At 69.5% G+C, this 16,748-nt stretch carries 17 protein-coding genes; 11 read left to right on the top strand and 6 right to left on the bottom strand.

The window, feature by feature from the left end; all coding sequences use genetic code 11:
• Nucleotides 1-23: 23 nt before the first annotated feature.
• Together MYSTI_RS15560 and MYSTI_RS15555 are read right to left on the bottom strand one after the other, a co-directional pair.
• Nucleotides 24-302 (bottom strand): hypothetical protein, encoded by a 279-nt coding sequence (locus tag MYSTI_RS15560; protein WP_015348722.1) that lies wholly within the window; start codon nucleotides 300-302, stop codon nucleotides 24-26.
• Nucleotides 303-314: 12 nt separating this feature from the next.
• The gene (locus MYSTI_RS15555; protein WP_015348721.1) at nucleotides 315-785 is read right to left on the bottom strand and encodes an RrF2 family transcriptional regulator; all 471 of its coding nucleotides are present in this window, start codon (nucleotides 783-785) and stop codon (nucleotides 315-317) included.
• 84 nt (nucleotides 786-869) lie between these two features.
• Here MYSTI_RS15555 and MYSTI_RS15550 point away from each other — a divergent pair, with 84 nt between their 5' ends.
• Nucleotides 870-1,688, top strand: coding sequence for a PHP domain-containing protein (locus MYSTI_RS15550; RefSeq protein WP_015348720.1), 819 nt, complete (start codon nucleotides 870-872; stop codon nucleotides 1,686-1,688).
• Nucleotides 1,689-1,734: 46 nt separating this feature from the next.
• Here the strand turns inward: MYSTI_RS15550 and MYSTI_RS15545 are convergent, their stop codons facing one another.
• Nucleotides 1,735-3,141 (bottom strand): pyridoxal phosphate-dependent decarboxylase family protein, encoded by a 1,407-nt coding sequence (locus MYSTI_RS15545; RefSeq protein WP_015348719.1) that lies wholly within the window; start codon nucleotides 3,139-3,141, stop codon nucleotides 1,735-1,737.
• Between the two features lie 79 nt (nucleotides 3,142-3,220).
• On the opposite strand from MYSTI_RS15545, the gene MYSTI_RS15540 reads away from it, so the two are divergent.
• A complete protein-coding gene (locus MYSTI_RS15540; RefSeq protein ID WP_015348718.1) occupies nucleotides 3,221-3,445 on the top strand; it encodes an amphi-Trp domain-containing protein in 225 nt (74 codons plus the stop codon).
• Between the two features lie 136 nt (nucleotides 3,446-3,581).
• Nucleotides 3,582-3,836 carry a hypothetical protein gene (locus tag MYSTI_RS15535; RefSeq protein ID WP_015348717.1) on the top strand — a complete coding sequence of 85 codons (255 nt, stop codon included), beginning with the start codon at nucleotides 3,582-3,584 and terminating at the stop codon, nucleotides 3,834-3,836.
• Here MYSTI_RS15535 and MYSTI_RS15530 read toward each other — a convergent pair.
• Nucleotides 3,833-5,398: a methyl-accepting chemotaxis protein gene (locus MYSTI_RS15530; RefSeq protein WP_015348716.1), complete on the bottom strand. Its 1,566-nt coding sequence runs from the start codon at nucleotides 5,396-5,398 to the stop codon at nucleotides 3,833-3,835. The genes MYSTI_RS15535 and MYSTI_RS15530 overlap by 4 nt on opposite strands.
• A gap of 250 nt (nucleotides 5,399-5,648) precedes the next feature.
• On the opposite strand from MYSTI_RS15530, the gene MYSTI_RS15525 reads away from it, so the two are divergent.
• Together MYSTI_RS15525 and MYSTI_RS15520 are read left to right on the top strand one after the other, a co-directional pair.
• Complete coding sequence (locus tag MYSTI_RS15525) at nucleotides 5,649-6,020, top strand: NADH-quinone oxidoreductase subunit A (RefSeq protein WP_015348715.1); 372 nt, start codon at nucleotides 5,649-5,651, stop codon at nucleotides 6,018-6,020.
• Between the two features lie 6 nt (nucleotides 6,021-6,026).
• On the top strand, nucleotides 6,027-6,590 hold the full coding sequence (locus tag MYSTI_RS15520; RefSeq protein WP_015348714.1) for an NADH-quinone oxidoreductase subunit B: 564 nt from the start codon (nucleotides 6,027-6,029) through the stop codon (nucleotides 6,588-6,590).
• A gap of 89 nt (nucleotides 6,591-6,679) precedes the next feature.
• Here the strand turns inward: MYSTI_RS15520 and MYSTI_RS15515 are convergent, their stop codons facing one another.
• Together MYSTI_RS15515 and MYSTI_RS15510 are read right to left on the bottom strand one after the other, a co-directional pair.
• Entirely contained in the window at nucleotides 6,680-7,048 is a 369-nt protein-coding gene (locus tag MYSTI_RS15515; protein ID WP_084668148.1) for a PaaI family thioesterase, read from the bottom strand.
• The gene (locus MYSTI_RS15510) at nucleotides 7,038-9,176 is read right to left on the bottom strand and encodes a sulfatase-like hydrolase/transferase (RefSeq protein WP_015348712.1); all 2,139 of its coding nucleotides are present in this window, start codon (nucleotides 9,174-9,176) and stop codon (nucleotides 7,038-7,040) included. The genes MYSTI_RS15515 and MYSTI_RS15510 overlap by 11 nt, the downstream gene beginning before the upstream one ends.
• 89 nt (nucleotides 9,177-9,265) lie before the next feature.
• Between MYSTI_RS15510 and MYSTI_RS15505 the strand changes: the two genes are divergently transcribed.
• The 6 genes from MYSTI_RS15505 to MYSTI_RS15480 all read left to right on the top strand — a co-directional run bounded on the left by MYSTI_RS15505 (nucleotide 9,266) and on the right by MYSTI_RS15480 (nucleotide 16,531).
• Nucleotides 9,266-10,525, top strand: a complete 1,260-nt coding sequence (locus tag MYSTI_RS15505; RefSeq protein ID WP_015348711.1) for an adenylate/guanylate cyclase domain-containing protein — start codon at nucleotides 9,266-9,268, stop codon at nucleotides 10,523-10,525.
• Nucleotides 10,526-10,705: 180 nt separating this feature from the next.
• Nucleotides 10,706-11,224, top strand: coding sequence for an NADH-quinone oxidoreductase subunit C (locus tag MYSTI_RS15500; protein ID WP_044280439.1), 519 nt, complete (start codon nucleotides 10,706-10,708; stop codon nucleotides 11,222-11,224).
• A gap of 10 nt (nucleotides 11,225-11,234) precedes the next feature.
• A complete protein-coding gene (locus tag MYSTI_RS15495) occupies nucleotides 11,235-12,494 on the top strand; it encodes an NADH-quinone oxidoreductase subunit D (RefSeq protein WP_015348709.1) in 1,260 nt (419 codons plus the stop codon).
• Nucleotides 12,491-14,293, top strand: a complete 1,803-nt coding sequence (locus MYSTI_RS15490; protein ID WP_015348708.1) for an NADH-quinone oxidoreductase subunit G — start codon at nucleotides 12,491-12,493, stop codon at nucleotides 14,291-14,293. Before MYSTI_RS15495 ends, MYSTI_RS15490 begins: the two co-directional genes overlap by 4 nt.
• 2 nt (nucleotides 14,294-14,295) lie before the next feature.
• Nucleotides 14,296-15,732 (top strand): complex I subunit 1/NuoH family protein, encoded by a 1,437-nt coding sequence (locus MYSTI_RS15485; protein WP_015348707.1) that lies wholly within the window; start codon nucleotides 14,296-14,298, stop codon nucleotides 15,730-15,732.
• 31 nt (nucleotides 15,733-15,763) lie between these two features.
• A complete protein-coding gene (locus MYSTI_RS15480; RefSeq protein WP_015348706.1) occupies nucleotides 15,764-16,531 on the top strand; it encodes a NuoI/complex I 23 kDa subunit family protein in 768 nt (255 codons plus the stop codon).
• Nucleotides 16,532-16,748: the final 217 nt, after the last annotated feature.

The following is a 16,748-nucleotide window of genomic DNA, read 5'->3' as shown; positions in this document are numbered from 1 at the left end:
GCACCCCCTCGAGCCCTCCGCTCCTACTTGTCGCGCTTCCGACCGCCGCCGCGCTTGCGGGAGGCCCCCGCCGCGCGAGGCTCCCCCAGCACGAGCTGCCGCACCTCGTCCGCGGACAGCTCCGCTGTGTCCGCCACCACACAGGAGACGTAGGCCAGCTCGGCCAGGACGCTCCGGGCGCGCTCGCGCTCAGCGGCGTCGCGGGAGCTCAGCGCCTCCGAGGCCGCGGCCACGTAGCTGCTGGCGAGCGACTCGAAGAGGTACACCCTGTTCTCGATGCTCTTCTGGGCTTTCTTGGCCATGGGAGGCCGAGTCTAGACACGCGCGGCGAGTGCTGGCGAGCCGGGCTCCTGAGCGCCTCGCAGCTCCGTCATGGCCAGGCGGTCCAGCGTGGTGGAGCGGTACACGTCCAGCATCCGCTGCTGGCCCAGCTTCCACACGCCGTACATGGTGCAGCTTCCGGTGGCCTTGCAGCCATCGTGTTGCGTGTCCTGGCAGACGTTGACGATGACAGGACCCTCGACGGCTTCGATGACATCCAGGAAGGTCAGCTCGCGGGCGGGACGGGCCAGGGCGTAGCCACCATGGGCGCCCCGGGTGGAGCGGACCAGCTTTCGGGAGACGAGCACCTTGAGAATCTTCGCGAGGAAGTCCTCCGGTACATCCATGCGCCGGGCAATCTCCCGGAAGGGAACCATGCGCTCGAGCGGCTGCGAGGCAAGGAACGTCATGGCCCGCAACCCGTACTCAATCTTCCGGGAGATTTGGAGTGGGTGCTGCGGCATCGCCCTTGACGTCGTGCGTGGATTGAAGAAGAGGAGCCTAGGTCGCGACCGTGCGGCTTTCAACCGCTCGCCCCGGAGCCCGACGTGATTGACCTGCATTCACACACCACCGCCAGCGATGGCCAGTACTCGCCCACGGAGCTGCTCGCGCGCGCCGCCGCCGCGGGCGTGACGGTGCTCTCGGTGACGGACCACGACACGGTGGCGGGCCTGGCGGAAGCCCGTGTCGCCGCGCAGGCCCGAGGCGTGGAGCTGGTGCCCGGCATTGAAATCTCCGCCTTCGTGCTGGGGCGCGAGGTGCACATCCTGGGGCACTTCGTGCGGCCCGAGGACGAGGACCTCGCGCGCTTCGCCCAGCGCCTTCGCGGTGAGCGCGAACAGCGCATGGAGGCCATGGTCGCGAAGATGCAGCACCTGGGGTTCCCCGTGCGGATGGAGCACGTGCGCGCCATCGCGGGGGATGCGCAGCTGGGCAGGCCCCATCTGGCGCGCGTGCTCGTGGACCAGGGCTGGGCCATCGACATGAAGGCCGCGTTCGACCGCTTCCTGGGGACGCGAGGCATGGCCTGGGTGGAGCGCTTCAAGCTGGACGGCGCGGACGCGATTCGCCTCATCCGCAAGGCGGGCGGCACCGCCACGCTGGCCCATCCGGGCTCGTCGAAGGTGGAGCGGATGGAGCTGCGGGAGTTGGTGAAGGCGGGCCTCGCGGGCCTCGAGGTCCTCCACGCGGACCACAACCCGCTCTCGCGGCAGAAGTACCTGGCGCTGTCGAAGGAGTTCGACCTGGTGCCCACCGCGGGCAGCGACTTCCACGGCGAGGCGGTCTCCGCGGAACACCGCCTGGGCACCGCCGCGATGCCTCCCGAGTTGTTCGCGAAGCTGAAGTCGCGCGCGATGAACTGAGAGCCTCGGCCCGCGCGCCCGCGCATGCAGGCGCGCCAGGCGGGCGCTACAGGGCCTTCAGCTCCTCGGCTGCGGCCAGGACCTCCCGCGGCACGGTGGTCACATCCTCGGGCGTGGTGCGGTGATTCACGAAGCAGGCGCGCAAGGAGAAGCGCCCCTCCAGCGTCGCGTTGGAGATGTACACGCGGCCTCTCCGGTTGATGTGCGCGAGCAGCTTCGTGTTGAAGTCGTCGAGCTGCGCGTCTTCGAGTCCCGCGCGATAGCGGAAGCACACCGCGCTGAGCGTGGCGGGAGCCAGCAGCTCCAGCGCGGGGGTCTCGCGCACGAGTCCCTCCAGTCGCTTCGCGTTCGCCACATCGCGGCGGATGGACTCACGGAATGCGGCGAGCCCGTGGAAGCGGACCGACAGCCAGACCTTGAGGGCCCGAGCCCGGCGAGACAGCTCCATGGACTCGTCGAAGAAGGCGAAGCCCTCCACCGCGTCCGCCGTCAGCGAGCGTGCGTAGTCCCCCGTGAAAGAGAAGGCGCGACGGGCCGCCTTCGCGTCGCGGAACAGCAGCACGCCGCAGTCCGCGGGCTGGTAGAGCCACTTGTGCGCATCCATGGAGAGCGAGTCCGCCTCGCCCAGTCCCTCGAACTTCTCGGGGTGCGCCATCGCCGCGAGCGCGCCGTATGCGCCATCCACGTGCATCCACAGTCCGTGCTCGCGCACGATGCGAGCCACGTCTCGCAGCGGGTCCACCGCGCCCGTGTTCACCGTGCCCGCCGTGGCAATCACCGCGATGGGGCGGCGGCCGGCGGCCCGGTCCTCCTCGATGGCCTTCACCAGTGCATCCGGACGCATCCGCCACTGGGCATCGGTGGGAATCAGGCGCAGGTTCTTCCGGCCCAGTCCCAGGAGCGCCACCGCCTTGGGGATGGACATGTGGACCTCGGCGGAGGCGTACATCACGCCGGAGGGTGAGCCGTCCTCGTTGGCCGGAGCGAGCGCCTCGCGGGCCATGGCAAGTCCCATCATGTTCGCGGACGAGCCGCCGCCCGTGAAGCTTCCGGTGAAGCCCGGGCAGCCCACGGCGTTGGCCAGGCTGCGCACCACCGAGCGCTCCAGGCTCACGACGGTGGGCGCTGAGCGCCACGCGGTGACGTTCTGGTTGACGACGCTGGCCACGTAGTCGCCGAGCACGCCCACGGGCTCACCGGAGCCGAACACGTAAGCGAGGAACCTCGCATTGCCCGCGCGGGTTCCCGCCATGAGGGGCTTGAGGGCATCCAGTGAGGCGTCACCCAGGCCCTGCTCGGGAAGGCCCTCGGAGAACATCGCCTCCGACGCGGCGCCGGTGATGTCGGGGGCGATGCGCCGGGTGTCGAGCTCCTCGAGCCACTCTTCAGCGAGCGTGGAGACCCGGTCGGCGAGGCGACGGAAGTGCGCGGGGGACAGATCGAGTGAGCTCATGTTGCGGCGCACAGTAGTGCCGGGCCCGGAACCGCGCACGGAGTTCGACCGTCCCCTGGGGCGCTGGCAGGATGCCGCGATGGCCAAGCGAGCTCAGAGAGACATCGAGAAGACCTACCCCCGGCAGCAGTTCGTCGCGAAGCTGCGCCGGTTGGCGGACGCGCTGGAGAGCGGAAAGGCGTTCAACATCCAGGTCGCCGGCGAGCGCCTGCACGTGCCCGCAGACGCGCACTTCAGCGTCGAGCACGAGCGCGAGGGCAAGGTCGAGGAGCTGGAGCTCCAGGTCCGCTGGACCCGCGAGTGAGTGCGGGCGAGGACTTGCGGCTTCGCGTCGTCCAGGAGTGAGGAGGGACAGGGGTGGGCCCGTCGCGTGAAGGACGTGCGCGATTCGCGAGGACCGCGAAGGCTCGCGGCCCCGCCTCGCCCGGAAGCAGCCGGCAATGGCGGTGAGCCCCTCCGCCACCGCCTCGAGGTCCTGCTCGATTCACGAGGACCGCGAAGCCTCGCTGCCCCGCGTCGTCCGGAAGCAGCCGGTGACGGCGGTGAGCCCCTCGGCCACCGCCTGGAGGTCCTGCGCGATTCACGAGGACCGCGAAGCGCTGCCCCGCCTCGCCCGGAAGCAGCCGGCAATGGCGGTGAGCCCCTCCGCCACCGCCTCGAGGTCCTGCTCGATTCACGAGGACCGCGAAGCCTAGCTGCCCCGCGTCGTCCGGAAGCGGCCGGTGACGGCGGTGAGCCCCTCGGCCACCGCCTGGAGGTCCTGCGCGATTCGCGTCGTCCTGCCCGTCGCGTCCACGCCCTGCTTCACCAGCTCCGCGACATTGCGAGCCCCTTGCACCGCCTGCTCGCTCGACTGTCGCTGCTGCCTGGTCGCGATGGTGATCTGCCGCGCGGCCTCGCTCGTCCCGCGTGCCAGCTCCACGATGCGCTGGAACACCGAGGACGCCTGCTCCGCCACCTCGACCCCCCGGTCGCTGGCGGCCATGCCCACGCGGGCCTTGGACGCGGCCTCCTCGCCAGAGTCCTGGACCTTCTCGACGATGCGGCCGATGTCCCGCGCCGAAGCAGAGACGTTCTCCGCCAGCTTGCGCATCTCCGCCGCGACCAATGAGAAGCCTCGGCCCACCTCGCCCGCCTTCGTCCCCTCCAGCGCCGCGTTGAGCGCGAGCAAGTCAGAGCGCTCCGCCACCTGGTTGATGACGTGGGCAATCTTCGACACCTGCTGAAGGTCCTGGTTCAGGCCGACGATCGCATCCGCCACACCCTTGGACTCGGTGCGGATGTCGTTGATGCCCGCCACCACCTGCGCCACCACCGCCATCGCCTCGGCCACCGCCTCGTGTGTCCGGCGGGCGCTCGACTCCACCACCTCCGTGGAGCTGGAGATCTGCTCGGCCGTGCGGCTCAGCTCCTCGAACGTCGCGGCAATCTGCTGCGCATACGCCGCCTGCTGGCTGATGACGTGCTCCTGGTCCGCGGACGCGCCCATGAGCCCACGCGAGGCCCCCGAGAGCTGCTCCGTGCGCGACACCATCTCCAACACGGTGATGCGCAGCGTGCTGAGCATCTGGTTGAAGGACTGCGCCATCAACCGCAGCTCCCCCGTGGTGGGCACCTCCAGCTCCACGCGGGACACATCCCCACGCGACACATCCCGCACCACGTCCGTCACCTGCGCGACAGGCTCGATGATGGTCCGAGCGATGAGCGCCGCCAGCAGCAACCCCAACACCAGCGCGCCCACCAGCCCCACCAGCACGGAGCCCTTCAGGTCCGTGACGGAGGCCGCCGCCTCGTCCAGGCCCAGCCCCGCCACATACGTCCGCTCCCCACTCGCGCACCGCACCAGCACCTCGCGCAGGGCCACGAGCGACGCCACACAACCCTCGCGCGTCACGACCAAGGCCCCCCGCGCATGCTCGGGAAGCCGCGCCGCGGACTCGTACACCGGACGCCCGTCCGGCCCCAGCAGCCCCTGGTAGTGCACCGTGAAGCCGCCTCCCAGGGAGTCCTTGGCCTCCAACTGCGCGAGCATCTCCTCGAGCCGGCCCTGCGAGGCCTCGCCGCCATCCCACTCCCGGGCCGCGGGGTGGCTGGACACCAGCGTCCCCAGGACATGGGCACGCTTGCGGAGGAGCTCGAGGGAGACCTCGTGCTGTCGGACCGAGAAGCTCCAGATGCACAGGCCCATCACCGCCAGGCACGGGACGAGCACCGCGATGGCCACCTGCACCCGCAAGCCGAGCCGCCCCCACATGCCTGTCACCTCCCACGTGTCGCGATGGATGATCGCCAGCCGCCGGCGCCGCTCGACGGTAGGCGTGCGCCCTGGAAAGCGTCAAACGACCGGCCCGTCGGAGGGGTCCCCCAGAGGGCCCGCGGAGGCCCCTTGCCCGGCACCCGAGCCACAAGTCTGGCTTTTCGCCGTCATGTCAAGGGGTTGCGGACCCAGCAGGGGGACTTTCCCTTTGACATGGCAAGGCCGGTGTCATTAGGTTCCGCGCGCGATGACTCCCTCTCCCCTCTCGCCCTACCTGCCCCTGGCGGTGGTGCTGCTGTTGGCCGGCATCATGGGCGTCGCGATCCCATTCATCACCTCGCTGCTGGGACCCAAGCGCCCGAGCGCCATCAAGTCCACCAGCTTCGAGGCCGGCTCTGAGTCCAGCGGCCCGGCGCGCCAGCGCTTCGCGGTGAAGTTCTACGTCGTCGCGCTGCTGTTCATCGTGTTCGACGTCGAAGCCGTGTTCATGTACCCGTGGGCGGTGAACTTCCAGGCGCTCGGCTGGTTCGGGTTCGTGGAGATGCTGGTCTTCGCGGTGACCCTCGTGGTGGGCCTCATCTACGTGTGGAAGAAGGGCGCCCTGGATTGGGAGAGCTGAAACATCATGGCTGATGCAGACATCGCTCCAGTGCTGACGACCCGCCGTGACGAAGCCATGGGCTTCTTCCAGCGGATGGTCTCCAAGGGCCTGGGTTGGGCCCGCAAGTACTCGCTGTTCACCTATCCGTACGCCACCGCGTGCTGCGGCATGGAGTACATGTCCGTGGCGGCGAGCCGTCACGACATCGCGCGCTTCGGCGCCGAGTTCCCTCGCTTCTCGCCGCGTCAGGCGGACCTGCTGATGGTGGTGGGCACCATCAACCTGAAGCAGGCCCCCATCCTGAAGCGCGTCTACGAGCAGATGACCGAGCCCAAGTGGGTCGTGTCGTTCGGCGTCTGCGCGTCCTCGGGCGGCTTCTACGACAACTACGCGGTGCTCCAGGGCATCGACCGCATCCTCCCGGTGGACGTCTACATCCCCGGCTGCCCGCCCCGCCCGGAGCAGGTGCTGGACGGGCTCATGCTCCTCCAGGACAAGATTGGCAATCAGGTCCACCGCATCGCGGACCGTGAGCAGCCCAATCCCACCGCGGCCCGGCACGACCTGCTCATGACGATGGGCAAGTAGTCCCAACCACCGCAGTGCTCCCGGGGCCCCGCGTGCCTCCCTCTCCTCGAGGGCGGCGTCGGGGCCCCAGGTGTTCCAGGCCCTCGCGCTCACCAGCGGTGGTACGCGGGGTGGCCTTCCTTCACCGCGACGAAAGTGCCTCGGCAGAGCGCCGTCACCTTGCCGCCCGCGGTGAGGGTGCCCTCAATCACCGCGCGGTCTCCCTTGATTTCCACCGGCTTCGCCTCCAGCCGCACCGGCGCGGACATGGGCGTGGGGCGCTTGAGGGTGATGGAGTAGTCGGCGGTGACGGTGCACGGGGGCGATGACGCGCCCTGCGACTTCATCAGGTGGTAGGCCGCCGTCCAGTTGCAGTGACAGTCGAGCAGCGCGCCGATGATGCCGCCGTTGAGGACCCCAGGGAACGCCTGGTGGTGCTCGGCGGGCATCCACTCCGCGACGATGAGGTCACCCTCCACGCGGCTGCGGATGCGCAGGCCCAGCGGGTTGGACGGACCGCAACCGAAGCAGCTGTTGTGGGGGGCGTACTGTTCCTGGAGCGAGGGAGCGTCTGGGGTCGTCGACATGGCCCGCCACCTTACGCGAGTCCCCTTCGGCCGTCCGGCCTCGCACCACGTCCAGCCACGCCTCCAGCACCAGCGCGTCAGGCCCTTCACACTGGCCCACGCACTCGCGCCGCCACGTGCCATCCGCGCGCGGCCGGTCCACCCACCAACGCAGGCCGTCGAAGGCCCCCAGGTCCTTCTCCATCACCACCGCCTCGTGCGCCGCGTCCCCCATCTCCACCACCCCGTCCGGGCGGATGCGGTACGCGTCGAACGCGCGAGGCGCGCCGGGCCAGTGCCCCACGTCGAAGACCTCTGGCGAGACGTGCGTGAAGCCCGTCTCCGCGTAGAGGGCCAGGGGCGCCAGCGACTCGCCGCGCAACAGCGGCGCCAGGGACACTCCGTCGACGCCCGTCAGCGCGGGCAGGCCCGAGAACTCGAGCAGCGTGGGCCCCACGTCCACCAGGCGCACCAGCGCATCCACCCTGGAGGGCCCCTGCTTGCGGCCTCCAGGCGGCTTCACCGCGAGCAGGATGCGGTTCTCCAGTTCCGACAGACGAGCACCGTGCACGGGCGTGGCTCCGGCCAGGTCCGGCCGGTCCTCGTGGAAGCTCTCCCCATGGTCCGACATGAGGATGATGAGCGCGTCGTCGTAGCGCCCCGCGGCGCGCAGCGCGTCGAGCACGTGCCCCACCTGCGCGTCCGCTTGCGCGAGCAACTCATCGTAGAGCGCCTCCGCGCCATCGCGAGTCCAGCCCCCCTTCGCGCCCGGAGACACGGGCGCGAAGTGCATGCGCAGCCTGCGCTCGAGGGGCTCCGACGGCGACACGAAGCGGCGATAGAACGGATGGACGGGGTCGCCCGGGAAGTGCGCGGCGGTGGCGTGGAAGGCGAACAGCGTGGGGCCCTCGCTCGCCTCGGCGAGCACCCGCGACGTCAATCGTCGGGCGTAGCCCATCGGGTCATGGATGCCCGCGAGCGCCCGGTTCTCGATGAACTCCGGCACCCACGCCGCGCCCACGGTGTGGTCGGCGAAGAGTCCCAGCGCCCGGTAGCGCAGCTTCTCCAAGAGGAAGTTCACCGCGCCGCGAGGAGGCTGCCACCGCGTCGCGAAGCCCGAGGCGGGCCCTTCCGCATGGAAGCGCGAGCAGTCCGTGGCGAACAACGTGCTCCAGCCCGCCTTCGCGAAGGTCTCCGGGAAGGTCGGATGAAGCTTCATCCGTGAGTCGGACGTCAGCGCGTAGCGAACGCCCGTCTCGTGCGGCCAGCGCGCCGTGAGCAGCGAGCGCCACGCCGGCTCCGTCTGGGCCACGGGCGTATAGGCCCGGGTGAAGAGCGTCGACTCCGCGACGAAGCGGTCCACATGGGGCGCCACCCTCCCCGAGCCGCCCAGCACGCTCAGCCGGTCCGGCCGGAACGCATCGATGCCGATGAGCACGACCAAGGGAGGCTTCTCACCCGTCGTCGACTCCCCTGCCCGCCCCGCGCCCCAGAGCAACAGCGCGCCCGCGGCCACCACCGCGGCCCCCTGGAGCCTCCGCTTCCACGTCGGCAGTCGAGCCAGCACCACCGCGCCATGCACCAGCGCGACCGCGACAGCCACCGCACGCGGATGCCAGGGCTCGCCATGGTCCACGAGCCACGCCAACAGCGGACGCACCCACGGAAGGTCATCGAACAGCGCGGGCCGAGCGATGGCCCGGTCCCACGCGAGCAACATCACGAGCCCCAGCCACCCCGCCACCGTCGCCCCGACGCCACCGCGTCCCCACACCCGCGCGAGGCCGAAGGCCACGCCTGCGAACACCCCGCCCGCCACGACGTAGACGGCCGCCACGCGCACGAGCAATCCAGGGAGCACCGGGCGCACCGCCGCCGACAGCGCCGCATAGGGCCCGTCCACGGGGATGTCCACGCCCACCAACCCCGAGCGCAACAGCAGCCAGGACTCCGCGGCGAACAGCCCCAGCCCCAGGCCCGCGCCCAGTGCGAGGCGCCAGACCAGCGAGCGCAAGGGATGCGGAGAAACGGACTCGGCCATGGGTCCGCGTGTATACCGCAACGTGACGCGCCCGCGAGGCCATGGCCTCCCCTGTCCGGAAGAGGCGGAGGCGGTCCAGACGGTGCAAGATGCGTGTGGTGCGGCGGTCAACCCATGGAGCCAGCGAAGGGCCCGAGGGCATCCAGGACTCGGTGAACCGCGCCCTGGAGGGTGAGCGCCGGCACAACGCGCGACAGCTCGGCGGGATTCGGCTGGTGGCCGTCACGGTGATGCTCGCGATGTCCGCGGGCCTGGGGCTCGGCGCGGGCAAGGCGGACTGGACCGAGTACCTGCGTCCCCTCTGCATCTACTGGCTGTGCACCGCGGCCGTGTGGGTGGCCGTGACGCGGTGGTCCCGCGCCGTGCAGTGGGCCGGGCTGTCCGTGGCCTTCATCGACGTGCCCGCCGTGTACTGGCTCCAGAGCCACGCGATTCCGGTGTCCCCTTCCCCCGGTGGCGTGGCGGGCTTCACGCTGGGCATCCTCGCGGTGCTCGTCCTCCTGTCCGCGCTCTCGCTGCGCAACACGGTGACGCTGGTGGTGACGGCCTTCGCCGCCGTCGCCGAGGTGGCCCTCCAGTACCAGGCCGGCATCGGCGTGGGCGCGCAGATGGCCTCGGTGGTGATGCTGTCCGTCGCCGCCGCGGGCGCCCGACACCTGCTCAACCGCATCCGAGCCCTCTCCGCCGCCGTCTCCGAGGAGGAGCTCAAGCGCGCCCGCCTCGGCCGCTACTTCGCCCCCGCCGTGGCCGAGCGCCTCCAGCGCCTCGCCTCCCCGGAGCCGGAGCTGCGCGAGGTGACGGTGCTCTTCGCCGACATCCGCGACTTCACCTCCATGAGCGAGCGGCTCCCCCCGGGAGAGGTCGTCGAGCTCCTCAACGCCTACTATGGCCGGATGGTGGAGGTCGTATTCCGCCATGGCGGAACCCTGGACAAGTTCATCGGGGATGCACTGATGGTGTACTTCGGGGCCCCCCTCCCCGACGCGGAACATGCCTCACGCGCGGTGCGCTGCGCCCTGGCCATGGTCCAGGAGCTGGAGGCCTTCAACGCCGAGCGGGCCCTCCAGGGGGCCCCGGCGGTGCACATGGGGGTGGGCGTCCACACGGGCCCCGTGGTGCTGGGTAACATCGGCTCCACCAGCCGCCGCCTGGACTACACGGCCATCGGCGACACGGTGAACCTGGCCAGCCGCATCGAGGGGCTGACCAAGCGGGCGGGGGTCCCCGTGCTCGTCTCCGAGGCCACCCGGGAGCAGGTGGGGGGCATGTTCCACTGGGAGACCGTCGGACAGGCCCAGGTCCCCGGCAAGAGCCGGCCCGTCGTCACCTTCGTCCCCCACCCGGCCTGATTTCCGCCCCTTCCGGCGATCCACGCGGCCCGTGGGGCTCCGGGAGCGCAACGCTGGCTTCTGGGCCTCCTAAGTGGCCTACACGGTTGAGGGTTTACGTTGACGCCCCCCTTCGGGGGTCCCTATAAAGCCGCGGATTCTTCTCCCTCAGTCATTGGGGCCCCCTTGAGCACTTTCGCGTTGGACAGGGTCTCCGCCCACTTCCCCGAGGCGGTGGTGGAGCGTTATGTGGACCGGGCCGGCGGCGCCTGGGCCGTGATCCATGCCGACTCGCTCCCGAAGGTCGCCGCGTTCCTGAAGAACGATGCCGAGCTGGAGTTCAAGTTGTTCGGCTCCATGGACGGCGTCGACCGGCTTCACCTCGCGGAGAACGACCCTCGTTTCGAGGTCATCTACATCCTCTACTCGCTCAAGCGCCGGGAGCACGTGCGCTTCAAGGTGCGGGTGAGCGAGCACAAGCCGGTGGTGCCCTCGTTGGTCCCGCTCTTCCGCGGCGCCAACTGGTGGGAGCGGCTGACCTTCGACTTCTACGGCATCCGTTTCGACGGTCACCCGGACCTGCGCCGCATCCTGCTCTACGAGGAGTTCCAGGGCCATCCGCTGCGCAAGGACTACGCGCTGCGAGACCGTCAGCCCCTCATCCCCGAGCGCCCCATCAAGGACATCTTCCGCGGTCCCGGCACCAGCGGGCACTCCTGAGGACGACATCATGGCCAACAGCCACTCGACCGAAGCGCAGGGCCACAATCCGGACACCGACGGCTCGCTGCCGCCGGAGGGCTCGGAGCTCGAAGCGCACCTTCAAAGCAAGCACATGGTCATCAACATGGGCCCGTCCCACCCGGCCACGCACGGCACCGTGCGGCTGAAGGTGGAGCTGGACGGTGAGACCATCGTCAAGATCGACCCTGAGATCGGCTTCCTGCACCGCGGCTTCCAGAAGAGCTGCGAGAACGTCACCTGGACGCAGTGCCTGCCGTACACGGACCGGCTCAACTACCTGTCCGCGATGATGAACAACTTCGGGTTCCTCAACGCCGTCGAGAAGCTCATCGGCTTGGAGATTCCGGAGCGCGCCCAGTACATCCGCGTCATCGGCAGCGAGCTGCACCGGCTGACGGACCACCTGACGTGCGTGGGCGCCACGGGCCTGGAGATGGGCGGCTTCGCGCCGTTCCTCTATGGCATGGAGGCCCGCGAGCTCATCCAGGACCGCGTCACCGAGCTGACGGGCGCGCGCCTGACGACGACCTTCGGCCGCGTGGGTGGCATCAACCGCGACCTTCCCGAGGGCTGGGCGGACAAGGTCCTCCGGACGATGACGCGCACCGAGGAGCTGCTGCTGGAGATGGACGGGCTGCTCACGGGCAACCGCATCTTCGTCGACCGCACCAAGAACACCGGCGTCATCAGCGCCGAGGACGCCATCGACTACGGCTGGACGGGCCCCGCGCTGCGCGCGTGTGGAGTGGACCACGACCTGCGCAAGGTGCAGCCGTACTGGGTCTACGACCGCCTGGACTTCGACGTCCCGGTGGGCGAGCACGGTGACAACTACGACCGGTACCTCGTCCGCATGGAGGAGATGCGCCAGTCCATCCGCATCATCCGCCAGGCGCTCGACACCATCCCCGCCGGCCCCATCATCGTCGACGACTGGCGCATCGCGCTGCCGCCCAAGCCGGAGGTGTACGGCACCATCGAGGGCGTGATGGCGCACTTCAAGCTCGTCATGGAGGGCATCCAGGTGCCCCCCGGCGAGGTCTACGACGCCACCGAGGCCTCCAACGGCGAGCTGGGCTGGTACCTGGTGAGCGACGGTCGCGGCCGTCCGTACAAGTGTCACGTGCGCGCGCCGGGCTTCCCGGTGCTGGCCGCGGTGCCTCACATCATCGAGGGGAAGATGCTGGCGGACCTCATCCCCACGTTTGACACCATCAACATGATTGGCGGCGAGGTCGAGCAGTGAGCGACAACGACACGAAGAAGCCAAATGGTGACGTGCCCGCCGCCCCCGTGGCGGCCAGCACCACGCCACCGGCGCCCAAGGCCGCCGCCCCGGCGGGCCCGCCGCCCAAGCCCGCCCCGAAGAACCCGGGCTTCGTCACCTGCACCGTCGACGGCAAGGAAGTCGTCGTGAAGCCGGGGACGAACATGATCGAGGCGGCCAAGACGGTCGGCTCGGACATCCCGTACTACTGCTACCACCCGCGCCTCTCCATCGCGGCCAACTGCCGCATCTGCCTCATCGAGGCGTCCAACGCGCCCAAGCTCGTGCCCGCGTGCCAGACGGCGCTGGCCGAGGGGGTCGTCATCAAGACGACGACGCCCAAGGTGAAGGAGCAGCAGCGCGCGGTCATGGAGTTCCTGCTGCTCAACCACCCGGTCGACTGCTCCATCTGCGACCAGGCCGGTGAGTGCAAGCTGCAGGACTACTACATGAAGTACGACTACCGTCCCTCGCGCCTCGAGGGCGGCAAGACGCTGAAGAACAAGCGCAAGGTGCTCGGGCCCCGCGTGGTGCTGGACCAGGAGCGCTGCATCATGTGCACCCGGTGCGTGCGCGTGATGAACGAAGTGGCGAAGCAGCCGCAGCTGGGCGTGTTCGGCCGCGGCAGCCACGAGCGCATCGACGTGTTCCCGGGCAACGAGCTCGACAGCGACTACTCGATGAACACCGTGGACGTGTGCCCGGTGGGCGCGCTGCTCAGCCGCGACTTCCGCTTCAAGGCGCGCGCGTGGTTCCTGTCCGCCACCCCGTCCGTGTGCACCGGCTGCGCCAAGGGCTGCAACACGTACGTGGACTGGATGTCGCAGGACACCTACCGCATCCGCCCGCGCGAGAACGAGGAGATCAACCAGAGCTGGATGTGTGACTCCGGCCGGCTCCTGTACAAGTCCTTCAACCTGGGCCGCGTGCTCCAGGCGCGCATCGGCCGTGCCTCGGGCAAGGCCGCCTCCAACGAGGCCGTGCCCGTGGTGACGCGCAAGGAGGCCGCGCAGGCAGCGGCCAAGGCGCTCAAGCCGCTGGTGGGCAGCGGGAAGCTGGCCGTGCTGGCCTCGCCCGTGTCCTCCAACGAGGAGCTGCTGGCGGGTCTCACCTTCGCCAAGGCCACGCTGGGTGTCTCCACCGTGTACGTGGGCGGCCGTCCGCAGGGCACCGCGGACCACTTCCTGCGCGTCGCGGACAAGAACCCCAACCGCAAGGGCCTGGAGTGGATCGCCAAGGGCCTGGGCCTGAAGGTGGAGTCCTTCGACGCCCTGTCGCAGGCGCTCTCCAAGGGCTCGGTGAAGGCGCTCTACGCCATCGGCACCGAGGTGCCGGTCGACGCGGAGACTTTCGCGCAGGCCGTTTCGCAGCTGGAGACCTTCGTCGTGCAGGCGACCAACGAGTCGGCCGTGACGGCGCAGGCCACGGTGCTGCTGCCCGCCTCGATTCACGTCGAGGACGAGGGCTCCTTCACGCAGATGGACGGCATCACCCAGCGCTTCCGCAAGGCGTACCCGCCCAAGGGCGACGCCATCCCGGGCTGGAAGTGGGCCGCGGAGCTGACGCGCGAGCTGGGCGGCGAGGCGCCGGCCTGGAACTCCGCGCGGGACGTGTGGCGCGAGCTGGCCGGCAAGGTGGCCGAGTTCGCCGAGTTCAACTGGGACAAGGCGTCTCCGCCGGACCGGGAGAAGCCGGGTATCAATCCGCTGCCCACGGGCGCCGACGGGCGTCCTCCGGGCTACCGTGAGTTCGGTTCTCCCCGGGTGAGGGGTATCTAGCGATGAAGCGCGTACTGACTGTCCTCGTCGCCATCGGAACCATCATCGGTTCCCTCGCTGCCGTGTCGGCGCTGGCCTATCTCACGGCCGGCTGGGCGGAGGAGCACCTGTTCTCGGGTGCGAGCCGCCTGACGAACATCATCTTCCTGATGCTCATCTTCGTGATGATCATCGCCACGCTCCTCACGCTCGCCGAGCGCAAGTGGAGCGCGCTGATGCAGGACCGCGTGGGCCCCAACCGCGCGCGCATCAACCTGCCCGGCATCCGCAACCGCTCCCTGGCCGGCATCCCGCACATCCTCACGGACGTGCTGAAGATGCTGACGAAGGAAGACTTCATCCCCGGCGCGGCCAACCGCTTCCTGTTCAAGCTGGGCCCCATCCTGGCCTTCGCCCCCGTGTTCGCGCTGTTCGCCGTGGTGCCCGCGGGCCCCTCGGTGATGGTGTTCGGTCACAAGGTGGACATGGTGGTGGCGACGCCGGACTTCGGCGTCCTCTACATGCTCGGCATCGCGTCGCTGGCGGTGTACGGCACGGCGCTGGCGGGCTGGTCCTCCAACAACAAGTTCGCGCTGCTGGGCGGCGTCCGCGCCTCCTCGCAGATGATTGCGTACGAAGTCGCGCTGGGCCTGTCGCTCGTCGGCCTGTTCATGGCGTTCTCCTCGCTGCAGTTGCCCGCGCTCGTCGGTGAGCTGGGCCTGGGCGGCGCGGCGGCCACGGGCCAGGCGGCCTACCTGTGGCGCTCGGACGTGACGATGTTCGGCCAGACGTTCGACATCGGCCTGCCGGCGTGGGGCTTCCTCCTGCAGCCCATCGGCTTCATCGGCTTCTTCGCGGCCTCCTTCGCGGAGACCAAGCGCGCCCCGTTCGACGTGCCCGAAGGCGAGTCGGAGATCATCGGCTACTTCGTCGAGTACTCCGGCATGAAGTTCGGCATGTTCATGATCTCCGAGTTCGTGGAGGTCGTGGTGCTGGCCGGTGTGACGACGACGCTGTTCTTCGGCGGCCACCACCTGCCCTTCTTCGGCGAGTGGCTGGCGAGCCAGCCCCTGATGCAGGAGCACGGCTGGCTGTACGGCACGCTGCTGGGCACGGTGTACTGGGTGAAGGTGCTGTTCCTCATCTGGGTGCAGCTGGTCATCCGCTGGACCTTCCCGCGCTTCCGCTACGACCAGATCCAGACCCTGGGCTGGAAGATCCTCCTGCCGCTCGCGCTGGGGAACGTGTTCGTCTCGGGCGCGCTGATTCTGTGGGATCCGTCGCTGAGGGCGCTGGCGGTGGTGGGCCTGCTGGAGCTGGGCGTGCTGTTCGTGCTGACGACGACGAAGAAGCAATCAGCGGAGGGCGGTGCGCATGACGGGCACGGCGCTCACGGTCATGACCACGGGCACGACGCGCACGGTGCGCCCGCCCATGCCAGCGCAGCGTCTTCGCACTAGGCCCTAGGCAACCGGGAATCGAGACATCACCATGGCCATCAAGGTTACCAAGGACCCCCGCACAGACGTCCGCGAGCGGATGTACATCCCGAACCTGCTGCACGGGCTGGCCATCACGACGCGGCACTTCTTCCGCAACCTCTTCGGGACCCGCGACACGAACGTCCAGGTGTTGGACCGCAAGGGCGCCAACCTGATGACGACGGTGGAGTACCCGGAAGAGAAGCCCATCTATCCGGAGGGCTACCGCGGTCTGCACCGGCTGGTTCCGCGCGAGGACGGCAAGCCCCGCTGCGTGGCCTGCTACATGTGCGCGACCATCTGCCCGGCGCAGTGCATCTACATCGAGGCGGGTGAGACGGAAGAGCAGGACGCGGCCGGCGAGTCGCGCGTCATCGAGAAGTACCCGACCCAGTTCGTCATCGACGAGCTGCGCTGCATCGTGTGTGGCCTGTGCGTGGACGCGTGCCCGAAGGACGCCATCCGCATGGACACGTACATGCACACGCCGTCGGAGTACAACCGGCAGAACTTCGTCTACGACATCCCCAAGCTGCTCAAGGGGCCGCCGGTCTCCCATCCGTCGGACCCGTGGAACAAGCGCGAGGGCTCCGAGGAGCCGCACCACGTCCACAAGGAGGCCCACACGCGCATCGGCGAGGGTCTGGTGCAGCTCAAGACGCCGCAGCTGGGCGCAGGCCATGACCACCACGGCGCGCATGGCAAGGGTGCCGTGGCGCACGGCCAGACGGTGGTGACGCAGCAGGGTCCCATCCAGGTGACGAAGTTCCTCAAGTAGGGCGCCTCGCGCCTCCAAGCCCTCCGGGGCTTGCCGATGCCGGCCCGTCTCCCGCTCCCCAGCGGCAGGCGGGCCGGACTCGTTTCAGGGCGTGGGTGATGATGCTGCAGCTCTTCAATGCGCCTGGCGTCTGACAGCCGGGCTTCCGTCCCAGGGACGGCGAGGAGTGCGGCCGGGCACTCGGCGGCGGGGGCCGCTGACTTTCGCTCGGGACGCG

It is taken from the genome of Myxococcus stipitatus DSM 14675 (assembly GCF_000331735.1).
In the GTDB taxonomy this organism is placed as follows: Bacteria; Myxococcota; Myxococcia; order Myxococcales; family Myxococcaceae; genus Myxococcus; species Myxococcus stipitatus.
Note: the sequence above shows the minus strand (reverse complement) of the source record. Positions and strands in the feature narration are given on the sequence as shown.

Excerpts from the sequence above, each read along its gene's own strand:
- MYSTI_RS15560 (WP_015348722.1), bottom strand. The coding sequence starts at position 302 with ATGGCCAAGAAAGCCCAGAAGAGCATCGAGAACAGGGTGTACCTCTTC.
- MYSTI_RS15555 (WP_015348721.1), bottom strand. The coding sequence starts at position 785 with ATGCCGCAGCACCCACTCCAAATCTCCCGGAAGATTGAGTACGGGTTG.
- MYSTI_RS15545 (WP_015348719.1), bottom strand. The coding sequence starts at position 3,141 with ATGAGCTCACTCGATCTGTCCCCCGCGCACTTCCGTCGCCTCGCCGAC.
- MYSTI_RS15540 (WP_015348718.1), top strand. The coding sequence starts at position 3,221 with ATGGCCAAGCGAGCTCAGAGAGACATCGAGAAGACCTACCCCCGGCAG.
- MYSTI_RS15535 (WP_015348717.1), top strand. The coding sequence starts at position 3,582 with ATGGCGGTGAGCCCCTCCGCCACCGCCTCGAGGTCCTGCTCGATTCAC.
- MYSTI_RS15530 (WP_015348716.1), bottom strand. The coding sequence starts at position 5,398 with ATGTGGGGGCGGCTCGGCTTGCGGGTGCAGGTGGCCATCGCGGTGCTC.
- MYSTI_RS15525 (WP_015348715.1), top strand. The coding sequence starts at position 5,649 with ATGACTCCCTCTCCCCTCTCGCCCTACCTGCCCCTGGCGGTGGTGCTG.
- MYSTI_RS15520 (WP_015348714.1), top strand. The coding sequence starts at position 6,027 with ATGGCTGATGCAGACATCGCTCCAGTGCTGACGACCCGCCGTGACGAA.
- MYSTI_RS15510 (WP_015348712.1), bottom strand. The coding sequence starts at position 9,176 with ATGGCCGAGTCCGTTTCTCCGCATCCCTTGCGCTCGCTGGTCTGGCGC.
- MYSTI_RS15505 (WP_015348711.1), top strand. The coding sequence starts at position 9,266 with ATGCGTGTGGTGCGGCGGTCAACCCATGGAGCCAGCGAAGGGCCCGAG.
- MYSTI_RS15495 (WP_015348709.1), top strand. The coding sequence starts at position 11,235 with ATGGCCAACAGCCACTCGACCGAAGCGCAGGGCCACAATCCGGACACC.
- MYSTI_RS15485 (WP_015348707.1), top strand. The coding sequence starts at position 14,296 with ATGAAGCGCGTACTGACTGTCCTCGTCGCCATCGGAACCATCATCGGT.
- MYSTI_RS15480 (WP_015348706.1), top strand. The coding sequence starts at position 15,764 with ATGGCCATCAAGGTTACCAAGGACCCCCGCACAGACGTCCGCGAGCGG.